The 1,676-nt window shown below is 75.7% G+C and carries 2 protein-coding genes; one reads left to right on the top strand and one right to left on the bottom strand.

Annotation, left to right across the window (positions count from 1 at the left end):
• Positions 1-329: 329 nt before the first annotated feature.
• On the top strand, positions 330-815 hold the full coding sequence (locus ACFQ3T_RS36450) for a carboxymuconolactone decarboxylase family protein (protein ID WP_380730705.1): 486 nt from the start codon (positions 330-332) through the stop codon (positions 813-815).
• 94 nt (positions 816-909) lie between these two features.
• Here ACFQ3T_RS36450 and ACFQ3T_RS36445 read toward each other — a convergent pair.
• Positions 910-1,676: type VII secretion protein EccB (locus ACFQ3T_RS36445; protein ID WP_380730703.1), on the bottom strand; the 767-nt coding region annotated here is incomplete at its 5' end.

The following is a 1,676-nucleotide window of genomic DNA, read 5'->3' as shown; positions in this document are numbered from 1 at the left end:
GGGGACGTCCCCGCACCGGCACGCCCGGAGTCCCGGACCCGTTGCGCGGCCGGGCCGCGGCGGGTGGCGTGCCGCCGACGCGGTCCGAGCGCCGCCGGAAGCCCGAGGCGGAGGCGTTGGACGAGGACCTGTGGCAGACCGACGAGCCGAGGTCGCCGCTGACCGGGCGCTGATCACCTCCCGGGAACACCGCGGCCGCCCGTGGACGACGGGCGGCCGCGGTTGTTCGCGTGGTGGCGCAGGTCACCCGCACCGTCCTGTCACAAGGACCGGGTGGACGGTGTCTTGATGCGCGTCAGGCACACGAGACCACGAGTGAGGACGACGTCATGGGACCGCGGTTCAACCTGTTCGACAGCCCGACCGCCGTGAAGATCGCCAAGCGCATCCACGGCGCCGGGCAGATCCTCGAAGCGTCAACGCTGCCCAGGACCACGCAGGAGCTGATGAACCTGCGCGCCAGCCAGATCAACGGCTGCGGCGCGTGCGTCGACATGCACACCAAGGAAGCCGCCGCGGCCGGCGAGACCGCGGTCCGGCTCCACCTCGTCGCCACCTGGCGCGAGGCGACCGTGTTCACCGACGCCGAGCGGGCCGCGCTGGCGCTCGCCGAGGAGGGCACGCGGCTTGCCGACGCGCACCAGGGCGTGTCGGACGAGACGTGGGCCGAGGTGCGCAAGCACTACGACGACGACGAGATCGGCGCGCTGATCTCGGTCGTCGCGGTGATCAACCTGGCCAACCGGCTGAACGTGATCGTGCGCAACCCCGGCGGCGCGTACGAGCCCGGCATGCTGGCCAACGCCCTGGGCTGACGCGTGCCGGGCTGACGCGCCGTGGGCTGACGCGTGCCGGGCCGACGCGCCGTGGGCTGACGCGTGCCGGGCTGACGCGTGCCAGAGCTGACCGTCAGGCGCGCTGGAGGGCGGCGGCCGGGTCCAGGGGCGAACCGTGGGGGACGCGGGACACCAGGGACACCGGCAGCCGCAACGGCGTGACGCCGGCGTAGCCGAGGACGTCGAGCACGTCCCGGTTCGCCAGCGCGTGCGCCCGGCCCTGGTCCGTCACCAGGACGACGGTGCCCGCGGGCGCGTCCGGGCCGGGCATCACCTCCACCACCGCGGCCCGACCGGGCGGCACGACGACCCGGTCGGCCAGCGGTGTCCCGGTCCGGGTGCGCTGCGGGGTGCTCGTCATCGGGTCGGGTTCGGGCAACTCCGGGTCCAGGACCAGCGCGGGCGCGGAACCCTCGCCGTCGAACGCGGCGCACAGCACGGAACCGTCGGGGGCGAACTCGGGACGCGCCGCGGGCGGCTGCCCCGGCCCGGACGGCACGGGCGGCCCCTGGCGGGCCTGGCTCGCCGCCACCAGCCCCAGCGGCACGCCCACCGGCTGACCGCCGTCGTACGCCTGCGCCGTGGGCGGGAACGTGCGCTGGATGTCGTACTGCAGCTCGGAGATCGGGCGCAGCGCCGCCGCCTCGGCCAGGTAGTGCTGCACGCCGCCGGAGGTCTCCACCACCAGCACCTGGCCGATCCGCACGCCGGGCGCGACCGCGGACGGCTTGCCGATGTCCGGCAGCGCGACGGGCGTGACCGACCCGCCCGCCGGCAGCACGTCCGCCGGCGCCGCGTCGACCCGCGCCCGCGGCTCCGAGCGCAACGCGAGCCCGACGG

It is taken from the genome of Saccharothrix hoggarensis, assembly GCF_042678885.1.
GTDB classification, from domain to species: domain Bacteria; phylum Actinomycetota; class Actinomycetes; order Mycobacteriales; family Pseudonocardiaceae; genus Actinosynnema; species Actinosynnema hoggarensis.
Note: the sequence above shows the minus strand (reverse complement) of the source record. Positions and strands in the feature narration are given on the sequence as shown.